Source organism: Tardiphaga sp. 866_E4_N1_4 (assembly GCF_052076075.1).
GTDB classification, from domain to species: domain Bacteria; phylum Pseudomonadota; class Alphaproteobacteria; order Rhizobiales; family Xanthobacteraceae; genus Tardiphaga; species Tardiphaga robiniae.
In genome coordinates this window covers 967,441-983,038 of record NZ_CP197242.1, presented here as the reverse complement: position 1 = coordinate 983,038, position 15,598 = coordinate 967,441, and the positions used below count along the sequence as shown (strand labels likewise).

Below are 15,598 nucleotides of genomic sequence, written 5' to 3'. Positions count from 1 at the left end.
AGATTACGGATCAGCCGCCATTTGTTTCAGAACATTGCAGGGGAGGCGCGCTAGTTCTTGCCCGGCATTTTCGCGGCGATGATGTCATCGGCCTTCACCCAGCCGGGCGTGCCCACGGCAAACCGCGCCTTGGCGCGCGAGGCAAGGTCGCGGGCGGTCTTGTTGTCGCCGCGCAGGAATGCGGCCTGGGCCGAGGCCAAGTCGGCCTCTGCGAGTTCGCCCTTGCGGCCATAGGCCATGGCGAGCTGCATATAGCCGACGGGCGCTTCACTCTCGCGCGCCACAGCAGTGCGCAGGATGCGGATCGCCTCGTCGGTATAGGCCTTGTTGTCGGAGGCGACGAGTGCCTGGCCGAGCATCATCTCGATCAGTGGCGCGTTGTTGGAGAGCTGCACCGCGCGGCGCAGCGGCGCGATCGCCTCATTGGGCTTGCCGCCTTCCAGCAAGGCCTGGCCGCGCAGCTCGTAGAAATACGGATTGTTCGGTTGCGCCTTGATCAGCGCATCGATCTGCTCGACAGCCACGCGCAGATCGCCATGGCGATAGGTGGCGATGGCGCGGGCATATTGCGCGGGCAGGCTGGTGTCGGACGGCGGATAGCGCCGCAATACCGTGTCGCGCTGCTCCATGAAGCCGGCGGTCTTGGCGCGCATCAACTCGTGGCGCAGCATCAGTGCCGGATCGTCCTTCTTGTCCCAATAGGGACTCGACTTCGCAAGCTCCTCGAGGGCGGCAACGCGCTCCCGGGGCATCGGATGCGACATCATATACGGGTCGCTTCCGCGTGCTGCGAACAGGCTGTCGGTGCCGAAGCGCTGGAACGTCTCGTACATGCCCTTGGACGACTGGCCGGTCTGGTTCAGGAATTTGACGCCGGCGCGATCGGCGTTTTCTTCCTGCTGCCGCTGATAGGACAGCATCGTATTCATCATCATCGCTTGCGGCGCGGCGACCGCTGCGGCGCCGATATTGCCGGCAGCACCATTGGAGTTGCCGCCGCGCGCTCCGGCCGCCATGGCGCCGACGCCGAGCAGCATCGCCACGATCATCTGGGTCTGCGCCTGCGCCATGCGCTCGCGCAGCTTTGACAGATGGCCGCCGGCGAGATGGCCGGTTTCGTGGGCGAGCACGCCGATCAGCTGGTTCGGCGTCTGTGACTGCATCAGCGCGCCGTGATTGACGAAGATGCGGCGGCCGTCGGCGACGAAGGCATTGAAGCTGGCGTTGTTGATGATGACGACCTGGATGTTTTGCTTTTCGAGGCCTGCGGCGCGCAGGATCGGGCGCGTATAGTCACGCAGCAGCTGTTCGATCTCGGCGTCGCGCAGCAGGCGCGGGGCGTCGCCTTGCTGCGCATGGGCGGCCATTGGCGTCAGCGTCAATGCCGCCGCGGTCAGCAGCGTGGTCAGCTTCGAGAACAATCGAGATGCAGCCCTTTTAGGCTGCAGCTGCAGGTCTTTCATCATTGGCCGAGGTTCGGATTCGATATAAGCCCTAACAAGTCAAATATTGCGGCGGGAGCGCGGCGTTGCTCCCATGCCGTAACGTGCATAACGCCGCGCAGATAGCAGATTTCCATGCCAGATACGATCCTCAAAACCCGGGCACACAGCCTTCTTGCGGCGTCCGGACGCAGCGATGTTCCCCCGTTCATGGTGATGGATGTGATGGCCGCCGCGGCGCGGATCGAGGCCGCTGGCGGGCATGTGATTCACATGGAAGTCGGGCAGCCGGCAGCGCCCGCGCCGAAGGTGGCCATTGAGGCCGCGCAGGCCGCACTGGCGCACGGGCGGATCGAATATACCGCTGCGCTTGGCACCCCGTCGCTGCGTGCGCGAATCTCCAGGCATTATCGCGACGTTTATGGCTGCACGGTCGATCCGGAGCAGATCGTGGTGACTACCGGCTCCTCCGGCGCGTTCATCCTGTCCTTCCTGGCCCTGTTCGAGCCCGGCGACCGCGTCGCCGTCACCGTGCCTGGCTATCCGCCGTATCGGCATATTCTGACTGCGCTGGGCTGCGAGCCGGTGCTGATCGAAACCCATGCCGACAAGCGGCACGCTCTGACCGCCGAGGATCTGCTCGCCGCGCATCGCGAGAAGCCGCTGAAGGGCGTGCTGGTCGCTAGTCCGGCCAATCCCACGGGCACCATGATGTCGCGCGAAGCGCTCACCAGCCTGATCCACGCGGCCGATGATGCAGGCATTCGTTTCATCTCCGACGAAATCTATCACGGCCTCGATTATGCATTCCCGGCAGTGACCGCGGCGGAGCTGTCGCCGAACGCGCTAGTCATCAATTCCTTCTCGAAATATTTCTGCATGACCGGCTGGCGCGTCGGCTGGATGGTCGTGCCCAAGCCGCTGGTGCGGTCCATGGAACGGCTGCAGCAGAACCTGTCGATCTCGGTGCCGACGCTGTCGCAGATTGCGGCAGAAGCTGCGTTCGACGGTCATGCACAGATGGAAGACATCAAGCATGGCTATCAGGAGAACCGCCGCATCCTGACCGCAGGATTGCCGCAAGCCGGCCTCACGGACTTCCTGCCGGCCGATGGCGCCTTCTATCTCTATGCAGACGTGTCGAAATTCACCACTAACAGCTTCGATTTCGCCAAGCAGATGCTGGAACAGGCACATGTGGCCGCAACGCCCGGCAGCGACTTCGATCCGATCCATGGCAAGTCCTATATTCGCTTTTCGTATGCGAGCTCGACCGAGGACATGCATGAGGCGGTCGCGCGGATCAGCAAATGGCTCGGGCAGGGTGGTCCGAAGTGAGCGAGCCTGTCTTGTCGATGGATTCATCTGTCTCGAATTTGCCCCACGTCTCGATCGCCAGTGTGTGGTGGCCAAGCCGCGGTGAAGGCTTGGCTTCTGCGCGCCGCGCCATAGTGCTGGCGGCGTTCGGAGTCGCGTTGTTGGCGGTGTCGGCGAAGATCAATCTGCCATTGCCATATGTGCCGATGACCCTGCAGACGCTGGTCGTTTTGATGATCGGCGCCGTCTATGGCTGGCGCCTCGGCACGTTGACGATCATCGCCTATCTCGCCGTCGGTGCATTGGGATTGCCGGTGTTCGCCGGGCCCGTTGGCGGTCTCAAACCGCTCACAGGGGCGACGGCCGGCTTCCTGTCCGGCTTCGTTGTTGCTGCGTTCATCACGGGCTGGTTCAGCGAACGCGGATGGGATCGCTCGATGGTCCGCCTGTTCGTTGCCATGGCCATCGGCCACATCGTGATCATGGCCATGGGCTTTGCGTGGCTGGCTTACGGTATGAAGCTCGGCGCCGAGAAAGCCTGGTTGGTCGGCGTGATGCCGTTCCTGGCGGGGGCATTAGTGAAGAACACATTGGGCGCGATCCTGGTACCCGTCCTGCGCGGATTGGTTGATCGCCGGTATCGCTGAACGCTCGGCGCGATATTTGTTCGTTAATCGCCCAAGTAATTCCGCGTGGCGGCTTGCAAGAGGCCGCCCATGTGACTAATGACCGCGGCAGTAAAAATGCTCAGGGAGTTGAAGCGGAATGTCTGCGGTAACGGCAACGGCGGGTCCGGGAGCGGCCGCTCCGGTCAAAAAGCCCTGGTACAAGGTTCTCTATATTCAGGTGCTGATCGCTATCGTGATCGGTGTGCTGGTCGGGTGGCTGGAGCCTCAGTTCGCCACCAATGAATGGATCAAGGCGCTCGGCGACGGCTTCATCAAGCTGATCAAGATGGTGATCGCGCCGATCATCTTCTGTACCGTGGTGTCTGGCATTGCCCATATCCAGGACGCCAAGAAGGTCGGCCGCGTCGGCATCAAGGCGCTGGTCTATTTCGAGATTGTCTCGACCTTCGCGCTGATCCTCGGCCTTGTGATGGGCAACCTGTTCCAGGTCGGCCATGGTCTGGTGACCAAGACCGAAGGTAGCGCAGGCGCAGTCGCCAATTACGTCAAGCAGGCTGAAGCAACGAAGTCGGTCGATTTCGTGCTCAACATCATTCCCGACAGTGTCGTTGGCGCCTTCGCCAAGGGCGACATCCTGCAGGTGCTGTTGTTCGCGATCCTGTTCGGTTTTGCGCTGATGGCGCTGGGCGAGCGTGGCCACAGGTTGCGCGACATGATTGATGAGACGTCGCATGCCGTGTTCGGCGTGATCGCCATTGTCATGAAGGCGGCCCCTCTCGGCGCATTCGGCGCGATGGCCTACACCATTGGCAAGTTCGGCCCGGCGGCGCTCACCAACCTGTTGAGTCTGATCGTGCTGTTCTACGCGACTGCAGCGCTGTTCGTGGTGGTCGTGCTCGGCATCATTGCCCGCATCGTCGGCTTCAACATCTTCAAGTTCATCGTCTACATCAAGGATGAGCTTTTGATCGTGCTCGGCACTTCTTCGTCGGAAAGCGCGTTGCCGCAGCTGATGGAGAAGCTGCAGCGTCTGGGCTGTTCGAAGTCGGTCGTCGGCCTCGTGGTGCCGACCGGCTATTCGTTCAACCTCGACGGCACCAACATCTACATGACCCTGGCGACGCTCTTCATCGCCCAGGCGCTCGGTGTGGATCTGTCGTTCGGCCAGCAGGTGACTATCCTGATCGTGGCGATGCTGACCTCCAAGGGCGCTTCGGGCGTCACCGGCGCCGGCTTCATCACGCTGGCAGCCACGCTGTCGGTGGTCGATCCGCGTCTGGTGCCTGGCATGGCGATCGTGTTCTCGATCGACAAATTCATGAGCGAGGTGCGCGCGCTGACCAACATCACGGGCAACGGCATTGCTACGGTGTTCGTGTCGTGGTGGGAAGGCGAGCTTGATCACGACACGATGCACGCCAATCTCAACAAGACCATCGACCCATCGGATGTCGAAACGGCAATCACGACGGACTGATCCGCAGTAGATTGCAGCACTAAAAAAGCCGCCCGGTTTTGCCGGGCGGCTTTTCGTTGTTGCGTTGAGAGCGCTTAGTCGTTGCCGAGGACGCGTGACCACCAGCCAGCTTTGCGCGGCTGGGCTTCGGCTGCTGGCGCTGCGGCCACAGGAGCAGGTGTCGGCTCCGGTGTAGTGATCACAGGCGCTGCAGCGGGCTGCGGCTCCGGAGACGTCGAACCGAAGTTGACCTTCTCGCGCACCGTCGAGCGACGACGTGCTGCAGCTTTGTCATCTTCCTGCGGTGCCGCGGCTTCCTGCACGGGGGGAGGTGCTGCGACGGGAGCAGGAGCGACCGGCGTCGGCTCGGGCACGGCTGGAGCGAACATTGGCACGGCGTTGTGACGGCTCTGTTCGGCCTCTGGCTGTGGCGCTGCATAGGACGTCACGGTGTCCGACGCTGCGTACTGGTGCGGCTGTGCGTCGTGGCGCGTGTCCTGACCTTCGAGATCGGCCACGGCATCGCTGGCCTCCGAGGTCTGCGTCGGTCCGAGTTCATCGGAGATCGATCCGGCCAGACCTTCGTCGTTACCGCCACGCCGGCGGCGTCCGCCGCGACGGCCACGGCGACGCAGGCGACGCTCGCCATCGGCCGGCTGATCGGCACGGGCCTCACGAGGCTGATCGTCGGCCTCGTCGTCTTCACCTTCGTTGTCGTCGCCAACGGTTTCGACGTTACCTTCGACCGTGCCTTCAGCGGCGTTCTGGAGATCGCCGCCCTCGCGACCGGGAGCGCCGCCTTCGCGTGCCTCACCGGAGCGACCGCGACGGCGCCGACGGCGCTTGCGCTTGCGGCCATCGCTGTCTGCATCGCCGGTAGCGCTTTCACCCGAGGTCTCGTCGTCGGTGAGACCTTCGGTCTCCTCGGTTTCGATTTCGGCTTCCGTCTCGAACAGGTCTTCGTCGTCGAACGGTTCTTCTTCCAGCGGGGGCGGGAAGGCTGCGACCTGCGCCGCGAGCAGCGCCTTGGCGGCTTCCAGCGTATGGACCTGTTCGCCGCGGTCGATCACGAAGGACTGCTGACCGCTGACATTCGGATCGGCGATGACGGCGAGCGTCACCTTGAAGCTGTTTTCGAGATCGCGCAGATGGCCACGCTTGTGGTTCAGCACATAGAGCGCGACATCGGTGCGGGTGCGCACGATCAGGTTATGCGTGGCGCCCTTCATCAGGATTTCTTCGAGGCCGCGCAGCAACTGCAGGGCCACCGACGACACCGAACGAACGTGACCGCTGCCGCCGCAATGCGGGCAGATATCCGTGGAGCTTTCCAGCACGCTGGCGCGGATGCGCTGGCGCGACATTTCGAGCAGGCCGAAATGCGAGATGCGGCCGACCTGAATGCGCGCGCGATCCTGGCGCAGGCAGTCACTCATCTTGCGTTCGACAGCGCGGTTATTGCGCTTCTCGTCCATGTCGATGAAGTCGATCACGATCAGACCGGCGAGATCGCGCAGGCGGAGTTGACGCGCGACTTCCTCGGCGGCTTCGAGATTGGTCTTCAGCGCGGTGTCTTCGATGTGGTGTTCGCGGGTCGAACGGCCCGAGTTTACGTCGATCGAAACCAAGGCTTCGGTCTGGTTGATGACGATATAGCCACCGGAGCGGAGTTGCACGGTCGGCGAGAACATCGCGTCCAACTGGCTCTCGACGCCCATGCGCGAGAATAGCGGCTGGCCGTCGCGATACTGTTTCACCGCGCGCACATTGCTCGGCATCAACATGTGCATGAAGTCGCGCGCTTCCTGATAGCCGGCTTCGCCCGCAACCTGGATTTCGTCGATTTCCTTGTTGTAGAGGTCGCGCAGCGAGCGCTTGATCAGCGAGCCTTCCTCATAGACGAGGGTCGGGGCCTGCGACTTCAGCGTCATGTCGCGGACGGTTTCCCACATCCGGATCAGGTATTCGAAGTCGCGCTTGATTTCCGGCTTGGTGCGCGAGGCACCGGCGGTGCGCAGGATGATCCCCATGCCTTCCGGCACGTCGAGGTCTGACACCACTTCCTTGAGACGCGAACGATCCTGTGCCGAGGTGATCTTGCGCGAGATGCCGCCGCCACGGGCAGTGTTCGGCATCAGCACGGCGTAGCGGCCGGCGAGCGACAGGTAGGTGGTCAGCGCAGCGCCCTTGTTGCCGCGCTCTTCCTTGACGACCTGCACCAGCATGACCTGGCGGCGCTTGATGACTTCCTGGATCTTGTACTGGCGACGCGGACGGAAGGCGCGCTCGGGGACTTCCTCGAGAACGTCGTCACCGCCGACGGATTCGACCTGATCCTCTTCGGCTTCTTCCTCGCCGTCGTCTTCGTCTTCCTCGTCGTCGTGTTCGTCGCTGTCAGCGGCAGCGGTGTGCTCGCCCTCGGCACGCTCTTCGTGGTGAACGTCCTCGGCATGCGCCGCGTTCTCTTCGGCGTGAGCGGCCTGTATCTGTTCGTCATGCGCGTGATCATCATGCGCCTCGGCGGCGACTGGCGCCGGCGTCTCCGCAACGGCTTCGACCGGAGCAGGCGAGAAGCCTGCCGAAACAGGCTGTTCGGTCACAGGCTCGGATGCAACGACCTCGGACACGACGACCTCGGGAGCCGCAGCTTCGGCAGCGACGCTCTCGGACGCGACCGGTGCGGCGGCATGATCGTGATGATCATGGTCGTGCGCATGATCGCCTTCGGCGTGCTCATGCGCGTGGGTATGCTCGTGACCGTCATGGTCATGATGGTCGTGATCGGCAGCGTGGTGCCCGTCATCATGGGTATGGCTGTGGACCTCGAAGGCCGGATCGCGCGGCTGTTCGGCCTGCGACGGATCGATCGCCGTCGTATCGACGACATCGCTCTGCACCCGCTCGCCACGGTCGCGGCGACGGGAGTTGCGATGACGCGAGCGCTTACGGTTGGAGCGGTTTTCGGTCTCTTCCTCAGCTTCGCGATGGGCCCGTTCATCCGCCTCGATCAGCGCCTGACGGTCGGCGACCGGGATCTGGTAATAGTCGGGATGGATTTCGCTGAAAGCGAGAAAGCCGTGGCGGTTGCCACCGTATTCGATGAAGGCGGCCTGCAGCGACGGTTCGACGCGCGTGACCTTGGCGAGATAGATATTGCCGCGGAGCTGCTTGCGCTGCGCAGTCTCGAAATCAAACTCTTCGACGCGATTGCCGCGAACCACGACGACCCGGGTCTCTTCCGGGTGGGTCGCATCGATCAACATTTTGTTTGGCATTTGGAAGCTCATGGAGGCGGACGGCGTGCGTGGCGGCAAGCGCGTATCGCGCAGCCGGGTGACGCAACGGTCCACCTGATTCGGGGGTGAGGGGAAGGCCGAAACACAGCCCTGAACGCCGTGCCGATCGCGAGGTCAGTGCGGGGCGACGCGCGAGGCTTGGGCCTCGCATCGGCATAGTTCCCACCTGGGTCTCGGTCGGCATCACAGTCTGGCGCATCAAGCGTCGGCCCGTCTGAACATCTTGGCGGCAAAGGCGCCGCCTTTTGCTGACGTCCGGCGCGCCGCAGAACGCGGTCACCGGCTGTCGCATACTCCGCCCGTAAGGCCGGAATAATCGGTCATGAAGTGTCTAAAGCCGCCCCGGGAGCGAGAAAGGACCTGGGACCGGACACCGCCTGGGCTAAGACCGCCTCTCTGGGCAACCGCGCGCTGCGCTGGTTGTAGAGAGGAGGCCGGAAAACGCTGGATCCACCGATAGATGGTCGGGGGAACGAGCGTTGCACCGGGAGGCTGAACGCGACACAACCGGGAGTTAAACCGTCAGCTCTTCGTACATACGAGGAATGGGGGTCGCATGCAAGGGAAGCGTCACAAGGCTGCAACACTCAGGCTTATTCGATATGGCTGACTTAAGCTCCGGTTAACCCTGCAATCCTATTGGGTTAATGAGGGGCTGCTTCGGAGGCAGTGGATTCGTTGACGAGCCGCGCAAACCACATCGTCAGGCTGGCCACGGTGCTCTTCAGTGCCGGTTTTGGGCTGTTTTGGTGCCCGAACTCCGCCCAGGCCGCCGGCGAGACGCCACGCGCGGAAGTCGAGGGCGTTTTTCCGATCGCCTCCGACGTGCGGATCGCCGGTGACGAGAAACAGACCCGTTTCATTCTCGATCTCGACCGGAAGATCCCGCTGCGTGCCTTTGCGCTGGCTGACCCATATCGGGTGGTCATCGATCTTCCCCAGGTCAATTTCCATCTTGATCCCGGCGCCGGGACGGTCTCCCGCGGCCTGATCAAGGCGTTCCGCTACGGTCTGGTGATGCCGGGCGGGTCGCGCATGGTGTTTGACCTGACCGGACCAGCCAAGATCAAGAATTCCTACGCGCTCGATCCCGCCAACGGGCAGCCTGCGCGGATGGTGATCGAACTCGAATCGGTCGATCGCACCACATTCGTACAGGCGCTGGCGGTTGAGAATCGCCCGGATCTGCGACCGGCCGTCGGAACGACTGCTGCGGCATCTCCGGTTGCCACCAAGGTGGTCGCCAGCGCCGTGCCCGATGCCGCGCCGGACGCCCGTCCGGTCGTCGTGATCGATCCCGGTCATGGCGGTATCGACAACGGCACCCAGGCCGGCGGCGAGAGCGAGAAGGGGATCGTGCTGGGTTTCGGTCTGGCCCTGCGTGACCGTCTGGAGAAGCTTGGCAAATACCGCATCGTCATGACCCGCGCCGACGATACGTTCATCCCCCTGGATGAACGGGTGAAGGTGGCGCGCAACCAGTCGGCTGCCTTGTTTGTCTCCATCCATGCCGACGCATTGCCGCGAGGCGAGGGGGATGCACAGGGCGCCACTGTTTACACCCTGTCCGACAAGGCTTCCGATGCGGAGGCGGAGCGGCTGGCAGACTCGGAAAACAAAGCGGACGCCATCGCCGGCGTCAATCTGACGGAAGAGCCAACCGACGTTGCCGACATCCTGATCGACTTGGCGCAGCGCGAAACCCGGACCTTCTCAAACCGCTTTGCCCGGCTTGTGGTGGGCGAGATGAAGACCACGGCGCGGATGCACAAGCATCCCCTGAAATCGGCAGGTTTCCGCGTGCTCAAGGCCCCGGATGTCCCCTCGGTGCTGATCGAACTGGGTTACGTGTCCAACAAGGACGATCTCCAGCAGCTGATGTCCGAGAACTGGCGCTCCAAGACTGTCGGGGCGGTCGCCAAGGCGATCGACGGGTTCTTCTCCAAGCGGATGGTCTCTGCCGGCCCGGGAAACTGACGACCGGAACTGAAAATGACAAATCTTTCAGTACGAAAGCCCTGGCCTTCAGTATGAAAGCCCTAGTTTGGCCACAGCCGGCGCTCTATAAAAATTTCCGTGCGGCTGTCAGAATCGGTCAAGACTGACGGCCATTTTGGGTTGTCTCCTTGCTGATTTTTGCCGCGGGACTTTTTGCTGACTTCACGCCCGTAGGGCTGCCGTATGCTATATTGCGGCACAGCGATTGAAACGGATCGTCGATAATGCGTCTGCTGGTGCGGTTTATGGGTTTCTTGTTCGCCGCAGGAACCGTGGTGTTCCTGGTGGGCGTCGCCGCCGCAGCAGGGCTGATCTGGCATTATTCCAAGGACTTACCCGATTATTCGCAGCTTCAGGATTATGAGCCGCCGGTGATGACGCGCGTCCATGCGGCGGACGGTGCACTGCTTGGCGAATACTCCAAGGAGCGCCGGCTCTATCTGCCGATTCAAGCCGTGCCGAAGCTGGTGATCAACGCTTTCCTCGCGGCCGAAGACAAGAATTTCTACGAGCATGGCGGCCTCGATTATTCGGGCATGGCGCGCGCAATGGTGCTTTACGCGCAGAACCTTGGCTCCAACCGCCGGCCGCAGGGCGCATCGACGATCACACAGCAGGTTGCGAAGAACTTCCTTCTGACCAACGAGGTCTCCTTCACCCGCAAGATCAAGGAAGCCTTGCTGGCGATGCGCATCGAGCGCACCTATTCGAAGGACAAGATTCTCGAATTGTATCTCAACGAGATCTATCTCGGCCTCGGTGCCTATGGCATCGCCGCCGCCTCGCTGGTCTATTTCGACAAGTCTGTGAACGAACTGACCGTGTCGGAAGCGGCGTATCTCGCAGCTTTGCCGAAGGCGCCGTCGTCGCTGCATCCGATCAAGAACCGCGACCGTGCCATCGAGCGCCGCAACTATGTGGTTGATCGTCTGCTGGAGAACGGCTGGATCAAGCAGGCTGATGCCGACAAGGCGCGCAAGGAGACGCTGAGCGTCACCGGCCGCAACAGTTCGGGTCACATCTTTGCCGGCGAGTATTTTGCCGAGGAAGTGCGCCGCGACATCCTGGAACGCTACGGCGAAAAGAAGCTCTATGAGGGCGGCCTGTCGGTCCGCACCACACTGGATCCCAAGCTGCAGGTGATGGCGCGCAAGACCATGACCAACGGCCTGATCAATTTCGACGAGGTGCGTGGCTGGCGCGGGGCGACCAACAAGATCGATATTTCCGGTGACTGGGGCGTGAAGCTCGCCGAGGTCAAAGCGCTGTCCGACATCGCGCCGTGGAAGCTCGCGGTCGTGCTGGATGTCAGCGATCAGTCGGCGCGGATCGGCTTTCAGCCGGGCCGTGAACTCGGCGGTGCCGTGCTCAAGGATCGCCAGACCGGCATCCTGACGCTGGACGGCGTGCGCTGGGCCAAGCCCGCGGCCGGACCGACGAAGGGCAAAACACCGACGGCCGTGTCGCAGGTTTTGGCCGCGGGCGACGTGATCTATGTCGATCCGCTTACAAACAAGGACGGCTCGGTCGTCGAAGGCCAGTTCCGGCTGCGGCAGTATCCGGAAGTGTCCGGTGCCATGGTTGCGATGGATCCTTTGACTGGACGTGTGCTCGCCATGGTCGGCGGCTTCTCGTTCGACCAGAGCCAGTTCAACCGCGCCACGCAGGCCTATCGTCAGCCCGGCTCATCCTTCAAGCCGCTGGTCTATTCGGCAGCGATGGACAATGGCTACACGCCGTCCACCGTCGTAGTCGACGCGCCGATCGAGATCGATCAAGGGCAGGGCGCCGGGGTGTGGCGTCCGGAAAACTATTCGACCGGCAAGTATTACGGCCCGGTGACGCTGCGTAATGCATTGATGCGCTCGCTGAACACCGTGACAGTGCGACTGGCGCAGGACGTCGGCATGCCGCTGATCGGCGAATATGCCAAGCGATTCGGCGTCTATGATGAATTGCCGAACTATCTCTCCTATGCGCTCGGCGCCGGTGAAACGACCGTCATGCGGATGGTGACGGCCTACTCGATGTTCGCCAATGGTGGCCGCCGCGTGAAGTCGACGCTGATCGACCGTATTCAGGACCGCTACGGGCATACGATTTTCAAGCATGACCAGCGCGAATGCCGCGGCTGCGACGCGCCGGAGGGTTGGAAGAACCAAGCCGAGCCGCAGCTCGTCGATCGCCGCGAGCAGGTGCTCGACGCCATGACCGCCTACCAGATCACCTCGATGATGGAAGGCGTCGTGCAGGGCGGCACCGCGACCGTGCTCCGCGAAGTTGGTAAGCCGATCGCCGGCAAGACCGGTACGACCAATGACGAGAAGGATGCATGGTTCATCGGCTTCTCGCCTGACGTCGTGGTCGGTATCTATGTCGGTTACGACAAGCCCCGGAACCTCGGCAACAAGGCCACCGGCGGTGCGCTGGCTGCGCCGATTGCGAAGGACTTCATGAAGCTTGCGCTCGCCGACAAGCCGGCTGTGCCGTTCCGCGTGCCTGCTGGCATCAAGCTGATCCGCGTCGACGCCAAGTCGGGCATGCGCGCCGGACCGGGCGATGGCGGTCGCACCATCCTCGAGGCCTTCAAGCCGGGTACGGCGCCGCCGGACAACTATTCTGTGATCGGGGTCGCCGATGCGGATGGTCGTTCGCTCTCGGTGTCGCCGGAAACCGACCGCAGTTTCATGCGACCGGGAACGGGCGGGCTGTATTGAGGCTCATCTGACCCACAGCAGATCCTTGCGGATTGCGCTTTGCCGCGCACGCCGCTACATCCCGATCACCATTCGTATTGCGGCTGATGCCGCCAGATCAGAGTTTCCATGCGCGCTGAAATCGAACGCCTCGTAGAAGAGATCAAGCAGTCAGTCGGGCTGCTGAGGAGGCATCTTTGACGTCGATGCATCCACGGCACGACTTGCAGAGCTGAACGCTCTCGCCGAAGACCCCAATCTCTGGAACGACCCGCAAAAGGCCCAAAGGCTGATGCAGGAGCGCACCTCGCTAGAGGATTCGCTTCAGGGCATCGGCAAGGTCATGCGCGAACTCGACGATAATATCGAAATGATCGAGCTCGGCGAGGCCGAGGGCGATCAGGGCGTAGTGACCGAAGCCGAGAATGCGCTCAAGGCGCTGAAGAAAGAGGTCGCGCGCCGCGAGCTGGAAGCGCTGCTCTCTGGCGAGGCCGATCGCTTCGACACCTATCTCGAAGTCCATGCCGGCGCCGGCGGCACCGAGAGCCAGGACTGGGCCTCGATGCTGCTGCGCATGTATACGCGCTGGGCCGAAAAGCACGGTTTTAAGATCGAGTATCTCGAAGAGACGCAGGGTGAAGAAGCCGGCATCAAATCGGCCACCATCCAGATCTCCGGTCACAATGCCTATGGCTGGCTGAAGACCGAAGGCGGCGTGCATCGTCTGGTGCGTATCTCGCCTTACGACTCAAACGCCCGTCGTCACACCTCGTTCTCGAGCGTCGCGATCTTCCCGGTCGTGGACGACAGCATCAAGATCGACATCAACGAGTCCGATGTCCGCGTCGATACGATGCGTTCAGGCGGCGCCGGCGGTCAGCACGTCAACAAGACGGAGTCGGCGGTGCGTCTGACGCATATTCCGAGCGGCGTGGCCGTGGTCTGTCAGGCCGGCCGTTCGCAGCACAAGAACAAGGCCCAAGCTTGGGACATGCTGCGCGCGCGTCTTTACGAAATCGAGCTGAAGAAGCGCGAAGAGAAGGCTGCTGCCGATCAGGCCGCCAAGACCGATATCGGCTGGGGTCACCAGATCCGCTCTTACGTGCTGCAGCCCTATCAGATGGTGAAGGATCTGCGCACCGGCGTGCAGACGTCGGACACCTCAGGCGTGCTCGACGGCGATCTTGACGAGTTCATGGCGGCGACACTGGCGCAGCGCGCCTTCGGCACATCGCCAGGCGCAATCGACGACGTGGACTAAGCCATGCCCCAAGTTTTGCCCCATGTTGCGTTCATCGGTTTGGGACGCATGGGGCACGGCATGGCCGGCTGCTATCTCGAAGCCGGCTTCAGCGTTGCCGTCTGGAATCGCAGCAGGGCGAAAGCAGAAGATTTGATCGCACGTGGCGCACGCTGGGCAGCTTCACCGGCGGATGCAGCCGAAGGCGCCGATGCCATCGTCACGATGGTCGCCGATGACGAGGCTTCACAGACTGTGTGGCTCGGCATTGATGGTGCCGGGCGAACCGCGAAGGCGGACGCGCTGGCGATCGAATGTTCGACGGTGTCGCACCAGCATGCGCTCGATCTTGCCAGGGCGCTGCAGGATCGCGGCCTGATCTATATCGATAGTCCGGTCACCGGTCTGCCGGATGCGGCTGCGAGCGGCAAACTCACGCTGCTGGTCGGCGCGGATGCTGCGGACCTCGACAAGGCCCGGCCGTTCCTGGCGCCGATCGGATCGACGATCCGGCATTTCGGCCCCGTCGGATCGGGTACGGTTTACAAGCTGATCAACAACCTGATGGGCGCAATCCATATCGCTGGGCTCGCCGAAGGTCTGGCCATCGCAGAACATGCCGGGCTGGACATGAAGCTGGTGCTGGAGTCCATCGCGAGCGGCGTCGCGGCAAGCCCACAGGTGCTGCGACATGCGCCGCGGATGGTGGCCCGCGATTATTCAAGTGCATCCTTCACCGCTGCATTGCGCCATAAGGATGCGGCCTATGCTGTGAGATTGGCGGAGCAGCTTTTGCAGGCGAGGCCCCTGGTCGGCGCGGCGGCTGTTGAAGCCTATGAAAAGGCAAAGGCTTTCGCGCCCGACGATGACGAAGCCAAAATGATCGAGCTCATCTCGCAACCGAGAGACGGCTGAGCAAGCTAACCGCCCGCCAAAGTCTGCGGCGTCTTGAAACAGTCGCGTCGCTGCGTGGCCGCTTCCGTTCTTCTTGTCACCCGATATCATCCCCATGCCGGAACTCAATATCCGGCGCTGGCTTATCCTGACTCCGCATGTCGCGGTGTCACGAATTCAACGGGGTGTGGGGCATGAAGAAGATCATTCCAATTCTTGCTGTTGGCGTTGCATTGATGCTGGGCGGCTGTGGCCGCGATCCCGGACCAGCAGGTCCGAAGGGCGAAACCGGCGCGCAGGGGCCGGCCGGTCCGCAGGGTGCGCAAGGCGTTCAGGGCATTCCCGGCGCGCAGGGGCAGGCGGGTGCACAGGGACCTCAAGGTCCGCAGGGCACGCCCGGCGCCAAGGGTGACAAGGGCGATGCGGCACCAGTGAGCTTCCGCGCGGTGCAGGCAGATGGCGCGATTAGCTGCGAGGCGACAGAGACGCTGGTGTCCGTTGTCTGCCCGAGTGGCGGCGCACCGGATGGCACCAAGTGCACCACGACGCCAACCGTTGGTCTCTGCCTGAAGAAGTAATCGTGTGGCAGATTGAAATCGGCTGCTAGCCAACAGGTCCCTCGCTCGCAGG

General features: G+C 62.6%; 10 protein-coding genes. 8 read left to right on the top strand and 2 right to left on the bottom strand.

Going from position 1 to position 15,598, the window contains the following annotated elements; translation table 11 throughout:
• Nucleotides 1-50 precede the first annotated feature (50 nt).
• Nucleotides 51-1,466, bottom strand: a complete 1,416-nt coding sequence (locus tag AB8B20_RS04965; protein ID WP_093758401.1) for a M48 family metalloprotease — start codon at nt 1,464-1,466, stop codon at nt 51-53.
• 111 nt (nt 1,467-1,577) lie between these two features.
• On the opposite strand from AB8B20_RS04965, the gene AB8B20_RS04960 reads away from it, so the two are divergent.
• From AB8B20_RS04960 to AB8B20_RS04950, 3 genes are all read left to right on the top strand, one after another.
• Nucleotides 1,578-2,780 (top strand): pyridoxal phosphate-dependent aminotransferase, encoded by a 1,203-nt coding sequence (locus tag AB8B20_RS04960; protein ID WP_439071830.1) that lies wholly within the window; start codon nt 1,578-1,580, stop codon nt 2,778-2,780.
• 17 nt (nt 2,781-2,797) lie between these two features.
• Nucleotides 2,798-3,406 carry a biotin transporter BioY gene (locus tag AB8B20_RS04955; protein WP_439073025.1) on the top strand — a complete coding sequence of 203 codons (609 nt, stop codon included), beginning with the start codon at nt 2,798-2,800 and terminating at the stop codon, nt 3,404-3,406.
• A gap of 118 nt (nt 3,407-3,524) precedes the next feature.
• Nucleotides 3,525-4,865, top strand: a complete 1,341-nt coding sequence (locus AB8B20_RS04950) for a dicarboxylate/amino acid:cation symporter (protein ID WP_120289380.1) — start codon at nt 3,525-3,527, stop codon at nt 4,863-4,865.
• Between the two features lie 74 nt (nt 4,866-4,939).
• Here the strand turns inward: AB8B20_RS04950 and AB8B20_RS04945 are convergent, their stop codons facing one another.
• The gene (locus AB8B20_RS04945) at nt 4,940-8,119 is read right to left on the bottom strand and encodes an Rne/Rng family ribonuclease (protein WP_439071829.1); all 3,180 of its coding nucleotides are present in this window, start codon (nt 8,117-8,119) and stop codon (nt 4,940-4,942) included.
• 699 nt (nt 8,120-8,818) lie between these two features.
• Here AB8B20_RS04945 and AB8B20_RS04940 point away from each other — a divergent pair.
• The 5 genes from AB8B20_RS04940 (at nt 8,819) to AB8B20_RS04920 (ending at nt 15,546) form a co-directional block, all read left to right on the top strand.
• Nucleotides 8,819-10,117 (top strand): N-acetylmuramoyl-L-alanine amidase, encoded by a 1,299-nt coding sequence (locus AB8B20_RS04940; RefSeq protein WP_439071828.1) that lies wholly within the window; start codon nt 8,819-8,821, stop codon nt 10,115-10,117.
• 245 nt (nt 10,118-10,362) lie between these two features.
• On the top strand, nt 10,363-12,855 hold the full coding sequence (locus tag AB8B20_RS04935; RefSeq protein ID WP_320444266.1) for a penicillin-binding protein 1A: 2,493 nt from the start codon (nt 10,363-10,365) through the stop codon (nt 12,853-12,855).
• 108 nt (nt 12,856-12,963) lie between these two features.
• Nucleotides 12,964-14,095, top strand: a protein-coding gene (gene prfB, locus AB8B20_RS04930) for a peptide chain release factor 2 (protein ID WP_139285829.1) whose coding sequence is annotated in 2 segments (ribosomal slippage) — nt 12,964-13,032 and nt 13,034-14,095 — 1,131 coding nt in all. Because the reading frame shifts where the segments join, the coding sequence is not laid out codon by codon here.
• A 15-nt stretch (nt 14,096-14,110) separates the two neighbouring features.
• A complete protein-coding gene (locus AB8B20_RS04925; RefSeq protein ID WP_439060492.1) occupies nt 14,111-14,989 on the top strand; it encodes an NAD(P)-dependent oxidoreductase in 879 nt (292 codons plus the stop codon).
• A gap of 173 nt (nt 14,990-15,162) precedes the next feature.
• Nucleotides 15,163-15,546: a hypothetical protein gene (locus AB8B20_RS04920; protein WP_116662286.1), complete on the top strand. Its 384-nt coding sequence runs from the start codon at nt 15,163-15,165 to the stop codon at nt 15,544-15,546.
• Nucleotides 15,547-15,598 lie beyond the last annotated feature (52 nt).

Bases quoted from the DNA above. Each gene is read 5' to 3' on its own strand.
- AB8B20_RS04965 (WP_093758401.1), bottom strand. From the start codon at position 1,466: ATGATGAAAGACCTGCAGCTGCAGCCTAAAAGGGCTGCATCTCGATTG.
- AB8B20_RS04960 (WP_439071830.1), top strand. From the start codon at position 1,578: ATGCCAGATACGATCCTCAAAACCCGGGCACACAGCCTTCTTGCGGCG.
- AB8B20_RS04955 (WP_439073025.1), top strand. From the start codon at position 2,798: ATGGATTCATCTGTCTCGAATTTGCCCCACGTCTCGATCGCCAGTGTG.
- AB8B20_RS04950 (WP_120289380.1), top strand. From the start codon at position 3,525: ATGTCTGCGGTAACGGCAACGGCGGGTCCGGGAGCGGCCGCTCCGGTC.
- AB8B20_RS04945 (WP_439071829.1), bottom strand. From the start codon at position 8,119: ATGCCAAACAAAATGTTGATCGATGCGACCCACCCGGAAGAGACCCGG.
- AB8B20_RS04935 (WP_320444266.1), top strand. From the start codon at position 10,363: ATGCGTCTGCTGGTGCGGTTTATGGGTTTCTTGTTCGCCGCAGGAACC.
- AB8B20_RS04920 (WP_116662286.1), top strand. From the start codon at position 15,163: ATGAAGAAGATCATTCCAATTCTTGCTGTTGGCGTTGCATTGATGCTG.